Source organism: Bacteroidota bacterium, from assembly GCA_018831055.1.
Taxonomy (GTDB): Bacteria; Bacteroidota; Bacteroidia; order Bacteroidales; family B18-G4; genus M55B132.
In genome coordinates this window covers 1-8,193 of sequence record JAHJRE010000005.1, presented here as the reverse complement: position 1 = coordinate 8,193, position 8,193 = coordinate 1, and the positions used below count along the sequence as shown (strand labels likewise).

General features: G+C 43.4%; 7 protein-coding genes. 4 read left to right on the top strand and 3 right to left on the bottom strand.

The genetic code is table 11. The features are described 5' to 3' along the window. The 4 genes from KKA81_00470 to KKA81_00455 form a co-directional block, all read left to right on the top strand. On the top strand, positions 1 to 186 hold a 186-nt coding region (locus tag KKA81_00470), incomplete at its 5' end, for a TylF/MycF family methyltransferase (protein MBU2649381.1). Positions 187 to 235: 49 nt separating this feature from the next. Beyond that, the gene (locus tag KKA81_00465; protein ID MBU2649380.1) at positions 236 to 2,611 is read left to right on the top strand and encodes a BamA/TamA family outer membrane protein; all 2,376 of its coding nucleotides are present in this window, start codon (positions 236 to 238) and stop codon (positions 2,609 to 2,611) included. After that, positions 2,574 to 4,022: an ATP-binding domain-containing protein gene (locus KKA81_00460; GenBank protein MBU2649379.1), complete on the top strand. Its 1,449-nt coding sequence runs from the start codon at positions 2,574 to 2,576 to the stop codon at positions 4,020 to 4,022. The genes KKA81_00465 and KKA81_00460 overlap by 38 nt, the downstream gene beginning before the upstream one ends. Before the next feature lie 66 nt (positions 4,023 to 4,088). Then, positions 4,089 to 4,790: a hypothetical protein gene (locus tag KKA81_00455; GenBank protein ID MBU2649378.1), complete on the top strand. Its 702-nt coding sequence runs from the start codon at positions 4,089 to 4,091 to the stop codon at positions 4,788 to 4,790. Here KKA81_00455 and ispF read toward each other — a convergent pair. The 3 genes from ispF to porU form a co-directional block, all read right to left on the bottom strand. Further along, positions 4,780 to 5,265 carry a 2-C-methyl-D-erythritol 2,4-cyclodiphosphate synthase gene (gene ispF, locus KKA81_00450; GenBank protein ID MBU2649377.1) on the bottom strand — a complete coding sequence of 162 codons (486 nt, stop codon included), beginning with the start codon at positions 5,263 to 5,265 and terminating at the stop codon, positions 4,780 to 4,782. The two genes, KKA81_00455 and ispF, sit on opposite strands and share 11 nt — an antisense overlap. After that, positions 5,265 to 6,503: a type IX secretion system outer membrane channel protein PorV gene (gene porV / locus KKA81_00445; GenBank protein ID MBU2649376.1), complete on the bottom strand. Its 1,239-nt coding sequence runs from the start codon at positions 6,501 to 6,503 to the stop codon at positions 5,265 to 5,267. Before porV ends, ispF begins: the two co-directional genes overlap by 1 nt. An 83-nt stretch (positions 6,504 to 6,586) precedes the next feature. Continuing rightward, the coding region (porU, locus tag KKA81_00440; GenBank protein MBU2649375.1) for a type IX secretion system sortase PorU at positions 6,587 to 8,193 on the bottom strand (1,607 nt) is incomplete at its 5' end.

The following is an 8,193-nucleotide window of genomic DNA, read 5'->3' as shown; positions in this document are numbered from 1 at the left end:
GCCGGTCTGGAATTCTTTTATCCCAGACTTGTTCCGGGAGGTGTAATCCTTGTGCATGATTACAACAGCAAATGGGAAGGAGCCATGAAAGCCGTAAACGAATTTGCATCGAACATACCAGAAACACTTGTCCATGTCCCGGACTCCGATAATACCATAATGATAATAAAAAACAGAAGCGTTTAGAAGTTCGTCCAGATAATCTTATTTTTGCTTAGTTTAAAAACAGGTGTTCTTGCCAGGGAAAAATCCAAATATCATTTTGTTTCTTTCGATCATGCTGATTCTCGCCGGGTGCAGCACGACGAAACCTCTTAAGGAGAATGAATACCTTCTGACAAAGAACACGGTTAATATATCCTCTAACAAAAAATATATCAATACAGAGGAGTTAAGAGGATACATCAGCCAAAAGCCAAATAAGAAGCTGTTTGGGCTGTTCCGTTTCAAACTTTGGTCATATCAAAAAGCAACCAAAGGCCGCGATAGCCGGTTCAACCGGTGGGTAATGAACACTATCGGAGAGAGGGCCACCCTGTATGATTCTTTATCGGCACGGGAATCGGCCGGTGAAATAAAGGCCTACCTTCAAAACCTGGGATTCTTCGATGCAGAAGTTCATTACACATCTGAAAAATTTAAACACAAAAAAAAGAAGATCAAAGCGATATATAATATAGAGCCTGGAGAGCCTTACCGTTATAGAAATATACGCTACAGGATTGACGACAGGCGACTGGCATCCTTTGTATTTTCCGACACTTCCTCTACTTTACTCAGGAAGAACCAGATATACAATGCTTACACGATGGACAGCGAACGTGACCGGATAACCACGTTTCTTAATAATAACGGATATTACCGTTTTACTAAGGAATATATCCTGTATGAAATCGACAGTTCATTGAACAAGCATCAGGTCGATGCCCGAATTGTGATTGAAAATGTCAGCGTTCCTGATCGGGAAAACCCGGGCACATTGATACGGCAGGATCATGATCGTTATTTTATCTCGAAAGTGGTAGTCAATCCCGATTTTGACCCATTGGAATCCAGGAAAACCGTTTACGACACGCTTGTGGAAGAGGTACACCAGGTGAAGGATACCCGGGAGGCAAATTATTATTATATCCTTTATAAAGGCAAGCTAAAAGTCAGTGCCCCTACCATAGCCCAATCGATATTTATTGAGAACAAAGAACCTTTTAACCTCCGGGATGTACAAAGGACATACAGGCGTTTTAGCAGTCTGCCCGTATTCAATTACACCAGCATTCAGTTTGCCGAAACACCGGAAGACTCTCTTAGCAAAGACCACGGGCACAAACAGTTGAATTGCCTGATCAACCTATCCCGCGCACCGCTACAATCGTATACTATTGAAGCGGAAGGAACCAACTCGGGTGGTGATCTGGGTATTGGAGCTAACCTTACTTTTCAGAACAAGAATATTTTCAGGGGGGGAGAAGTATTTACATTGAGGCTGAAAGGTGCACTGGAAGCACAAAAAGTAAGCACCATAGAAGAAGGAGAAGACAAAACCTTTTTCTTTTTTAATACATATGAATACGGGGTGGAAGCCAATCTAACCTTCCCCAAGTTCCTGATTCCCATCAGGCAGGATCGTTTCCCGAAATATTTCAGGCCCAAAACCACCCTCAGCTCCGGGATTAATTACCAGAACCGGCCGAAATACAAACGTTATATTGCAACCGTTGCTTTTGGTTATGAATGGAACGAATCCGACACAAAGAAACATATTTTATATCCGGCGGATGTAAATCTTGTTAAAGTATATCCAACAGCAGAGTTTGAACAGGAAATCAACGATCTGGAAGACGACCGTTTACGGAATCAGTATACCGATCACCTCATTATGGCTCTGCGATACAGTTATGTATTCAACAACCAGGATATCCGTAAGCTTAAAAATTTCATATACTTCCGGGGGAATATTGAAACATCGGGGAACCTGCTGAATCTCATCGACCGGGCAGTATCCGCTCCAAGGGATCCCGCGGGTTATTATACCCTTTTTGGTATCCGTTATTCCCAATACATCAGGACTGATTTTGATTTTCGATATTATTGGATCCTGAAACAGAACAATTCACTTGTATACCGGGCGATTTTTGGCATAGGAGTTCCTTACGGCAACACTCAGGTATTACCTTTTGAAAAGGGATTTTATCTCGGCGGTGCCAATGGTATGCGTGGGTGGAGGTTTCGTTCGCTGGGCCCTGGCGCCTATACGGTTACCGACGATGACATCGATAAATCAGGAGATATACAATTAGAAGCCAATGTAGAATACCGGTTTCCTATTTATAAATTCTTTAAGGGAGCCTTGTTTGTTGATGCCGGTAATGTATGGCTGCTCAAACCCAATGAAACCTTCCCGGGAGGGGAATTCCGGTTTGACTCTTTCCTGGGACAAATGGCCATTGACGCGGGGATAGGATTCAGGTTTGATTTTTCTTTCTTTATTTTCAGGATTGATGCGGCCACCAAATTTAAAGATCCATCCTATCCTCCCAACGATCGCTGGGTCGTTTCAAAAATGCAGCTCAGAGATGTTATGTGGAATTTTGGAATCGGATATCCCTTCTGATGTCATGCAAAGCCAAAACCTTCAGCAATCATGGAAAAGCCGGTTCTCCTTCGAACTAACTGCCGGTCAGGAAAGCCTGATCGGAGAGATGGCAGATTTTATTTTTTCATCCTCACCGTTAAAGCTTTTTATCCTCCGGGGATATGCAGGAACAGGAAAAACCAGTCTTATCAGCTCACTTGTAAAGACCATACCGGGGTTCGGCATAAACACGGTTTTACTGGCACCCACGGGCAGAGCAGCCAAAGTATTTGCTTCTTATTCAGGAAAACCGGCTTATACCATTCATAAAAAGATATATTTCCCAGGATTGTCGGATGATGGACATACCAGCCTTATCCTGAAACAAAATCCACACAGGAACACGCTTTTCCTTATCGATGAGGCGTCAATGATCCCGGAATATTCCGGAAGAAATGATCTGTTTGATACGGGCAATATCCTGGAAGACCTCATACGATATATTTATGCCGCAGAAAATTGTTTTGCCGTTTTCATCGGTGATACTGCCCAGCTGCCTCCGGTAGGCCTTGATATCAGTCCTGCCCTTGATGCGGCAAAGCTAAGCAAAAACTATGGCCTTCTTGTTCAGGAATTTGAACTCACCGATGTGGTCAGGCAGCCTCATGCATCAGCCATCCTGGAAAATGCAACCCTGATCAGGGAAAAACTTCGCAGGGAGGAAACCGGAATCCCCCTGTTTGGCCCATGCAACCATAGCGATTTTTACAGAATCAATGGCTCCGAACTCGAGGATGCCCTGCAGGATGCTTACTCTAACTACGGTCTGGAAAACACTGTCGTTTTGTGCCGCTCCAACAAAAGAGCCAATATCTTTAACCGGGAGATCAGGAACAGATTGCTGTTCCGCGAAAACGAAATCAATGCCAGCGATATACTTATGATTGTCAGAAATAATTATTTCTGGATGGAAAAAGGCAACAATATTGAATTCATAGCCAACGGCGACATGGTGGAAGTAAGAAGAATACGCCGCACCTCTTCGCTGGGGGATTTTCATTTTGCCGATATCAGTTTCCGCTGGATCGACTATCCGGATGAACCGGATATGGAATGTAAAGTTCTGCTGAACAGCATCATGAGTGACTCGGCCAGCCTCCCCTCATCGGATATGCGGATCCTGGCAAAACATATCCTGGAAGGCCAGGAAATCCCATCTGAAAAATCCTTGCGCAAAGATGAATATTTTAACGCATTGCAGGTAAAATTCGCATACGCCGTTACTGTGCATAAATCACAGGGAGGCCAATGGGATGTGGTTTTTATCGATCAGGGTTATTTCACCGAAGACATGATCAATACGGATTACTTCCGGTGGCTTTATACAGCCTTAACCCGTGCATCAAAAAAGGTATATCTGGTAAATTTTCACGACAGGTTTTTCAAATAAATACGAAGGTTATAATACGTCAATCCGAAATATCGAATAAAAAAAGCTAATACCAACCCGAAAAAGATGATGAAAATGTACCGTATTTCGCTATTGTTACTGTGTTTATTCCTGTTACCGGCAATAAACGTCTTTTCCCAGGATTTGGTTTACCAGGAAAAGAAAGGCGACAACAAGGTGTTGTATTATCATTACTATTTGAGCAAGACTTCCGATCAGCATCATTTCCGTTGCGTAAGGCTAAGTGGTAAAGACACCCTGGAAGACCAGATACTGCATACTGACGGCAAATACCGGAGTAAAAGCTGGGATTATTCCAGGAAAGCAGATCAAACCCGTGTAAAAGCTTCATTGGAGGGCAACCGGGTCACCCTGAAAGGGATTCATGATGGTAAAAGGATCAATGAAATCTTCGATTTGGATGATTATCCCTGGATACAGGCATTCCCTCTGAATCCCGGATTGGAGAACTGGCTGACGGGTGAAGAAGAAGAGATCACTTTTTGGGTTATTGGAACTGCATCATCGGCCGACATGGACATAAACCGTTTCACGGCTGAAAAGAAAGACAAGGAAAAGATAATGATCATGGGATCGATGCTGGAAGCCCAAAGAGTAAATATCACCCTCGCGGGATGGCGTTCCATGTTTTGGGATGGAGATTTCTATTTCAGAGTTTCGGATGGCAGAATCATAAAATACGACGGCGGTGGTCCTCCTGGGGAACCCAGCTCTGTCACACATCTTGTAAAGGAAATCAATCGCTGAGTTTCTCCAGCAAAACAACCGCATAGCAGGTAATCCCCTCACTCCTGCCTTCAAAACCAAGTTTTTCGGTGGTTGTGGCTTTGATACCTAATTTTTTTGCAGGAATACCAAGTATTTCCGACAAAGCTGACTGCATACTGCCGATATATTGGGCGATTTTTGGAGTTTGCAGGCATACGGTCGTATCAATATTCCCAATGGAATAGCCTTCTTCTTTTATCAGGGTCAGGATCTTTTTCAGGATAAGCTTGCTATCAATACCTTTCAGTGCCGGATCGGAATCGGGGAAATAAAAACCAATATCCCTCAAGCCTGCTGCACCAAGCATGGCATCACAGATGGCATGAATAAGTGCATCCGCATCAGAATGGCCAACCGCACCCAACTCAGAAGGGATCAAAACACCGCCAAGCCAGAACTCACGTCCTTTTTCCAGACGGTGAACATCAATCCCGAACCCTATCCTGAAGGGCATTATTTATTCGGTTGTTTCTGATTTTCGAATCCCTCGAAGTCAAAGATAAGGGTAAAGCGAAGAGTGTTGGCAAGGGGGTTCTGCTGTTCCATCGGGATCAGGTAAGAAAAATCCAGTCCGAATACATTGTAACGCAGTCCAGCGCCGAGTGTAAAAAACTTACGGTTACCTTTGGTTTTATCTTCCCAGAAGAAGCCTCCGCGTATAGCAAAAAGCTTATTATACCAATATTCCACACCAACAGAGAATTGAATCTCTTTCATTTCTTCCGAGAAACCATCGGGAGCATCGTAAAAGGATTGGAGCATACCCTGAACAACAAAAACATCCGGATCTTCACCTTTAGCAATCACATACTTACCATCAGGGCCCTGAACAAACTTTCCTGTTGAATCCCTTTCATAAACAGGAGGTGTCGGGACTAAAAGTTTGTTGAGGTCTAACATGAAAGCCAGCGAATTGTATTCATCAATATCGATGTTCAGAGTAGGTCCTAACCTCAAATTTGTAGGGATAAAGTCTTTTTTAATACTGGTTTCACTGTAAGATATTTTATTCCCGATGTTGGAGATGTTAATCCCGAAACTAAAGTTACCATCAATATCTCCCATCCGGATATCATCGGTATAATATACAGCAACATCGGCAGCAATGGAGGTTCCGGCACTGGTAGGTGCACCCTGGACAAATTGTCCGGCCGTAAGATTTGAATAAATGAATCTGGCGGCAACCGCTCCCGACCATTTTTCCGAGAATTTCCTGGAATATGTTCCGTCTATCGACCATTCTGTTGGTTTATAAGTACCCACATTGGTTCCCTGTTCATCGGTAAAAATTATCTCTCCAAGAGTAAAATAACGTAGAGAAGCGGCAATGGTCTGACGTTCGTCAATTTTATAAAATCCTGATAAATATCCCAGGTAAATATCATTAATATTCAAATTTCTCAGCCAGGGGGTAAATGAAACAGCAAAACCAAATTCCCTGTCGATAAAAGCATACTTTGCAGGATTCCAGTGCATAGAGTTGGGGTCCGGAGAAGAAGAAACACCTACTTCACCCAATGCTCCACCCCGGGCATCAGGGGCAATCATGAGAAAAGGAACCGCTGTGGTAATCGTCCGCAGGTTGTCATTATCCTGTCCGCTGAGATCATCGTAAGTGGCATCCTGGCTGTATCCTGCAATATAAATAATTGAAAGTAAAAACAATAGAAAGGATCGAATTTTCATTTTGATATACTGTTAAAATTTAGATTGATTTTGAAGGTGCAAATGTAACGAATATTTATATAAGTTATTGCTATGGAAAAGAATGCTGACTACCTTCCGATTATAAGCTTATTGGATTGCTCCGAATATTGGCCTGTTTCATCCAGGATTTTCATTCTGTAAACGTACATTCCTGATGTTAATGGATTCCCCGATTGATCGGTTCCATCCCAGGTTATGGGTTCGATATCCTGTCCGCTACTGGAAACAAAGCGGCTGAGGTTAAAAACCTGTTGCCCCTGGAGGTTATAGATCTCTATTTCCACCGTAAATCTACCGTCGGACCTGTTGTGCAGGAATCCGAACTGGGTCTGATCGCTGAATGGGTTAGGTTGATTGTAAGCACCACCTGCAATAAGATTACCGTTTTGGTTAACAACAAAGGTAGCGGAAATTTCGGATGGATTGTTCATGACATCCCATGCTTTGACCTCAATGGTATGGGTTCCATCGGGTAAAGCATCCATGATATAATAGACCCAACCACTGTTTGGGCTGTCGAGATCAGAGATATAATATTCATTCAATGCCAAAGGTTGCCGTGTATCACCGTTCAGGATTCCTGTAATATCATGCCCGATACCATTTCCTGTAAAGCTTATCCCTGATGCATCCTGCAGGTATACCATGAGGATAGGAGTATTGCTGACAAGGTCTCCGGATTTGAAACCCAGGTCATCAATAAAAAGCTCCATTGACGGGCCGGCAATATCATCAACCGGGAAAGGACTGACTCCCCCGATAACAACCGGGGTATAACCATTTGCATCCCTGTAAGTGAGTGTATCCACAGCATAATAGCTGATTTTTCCCTCGCCGAATTCATAGGCAATATCCTTTGGCATAATGAAAGAAAAGGAAAAATTCCCATTCTGAACCGTAAACCGTCCCTGGAACAGCAAACGATCGCGAAGCTCAAAAGATGCAATCGGGCTGCCGGCATCATTGCCCAGTGTATAATATTTTGCCTTTTTGTCAAACACCTGAGGAATTACATATCCATGAAAATCAGGAAGATGATTGCCAAATTCATCGACAATCATGCCTTCAATGGTAACTTGCGACATAGCCATTAGCGTATCATAGGAAAACTGAAGGTTTCCCGCTTCCACTAAGGTACTGATCACTCCCATCTTAGGATATACCAACCTGAGGGCAGGATCTCCCAGTAATACGAAATTTTTCACGTTCTGGCTTGTATTCATGATGGTTTTGGAAATACGAACCAGGTCTCCTAAACGTGGGTATTTCCCATCGGTCTTTTCAAAAGCATACTGATAGATTACCCTGTTCAGCTTGAAGTTGGGGTCAGACCAGGCAAGGCGAGTTGTAGTAAACAAGCTTACTCCGCCACCTTTTGGATTGAGGATCACCCATTCTCCCGCAGAAACTATGCCCGGTTCATCGAAGCGGCTGAATTCGCAGGTAGCTGTAATAAATAAGGGCATTTGGTCGAAATTATTCCAGGAATTAATTGTAGGGATATCCAGGATGCTCTCGTGAGCCCACCCATTTTCGCCGCCATGACCGGTATAATTAATGATACTACAACTGGTATTATCTAAAATGTTTGCAACATTTGTATTAGCAGGATTTCCGGGGGCATCTTCCCCGCCCTGACTGCCATCGTATAATTCATGTACCGTAGTGTAATTAT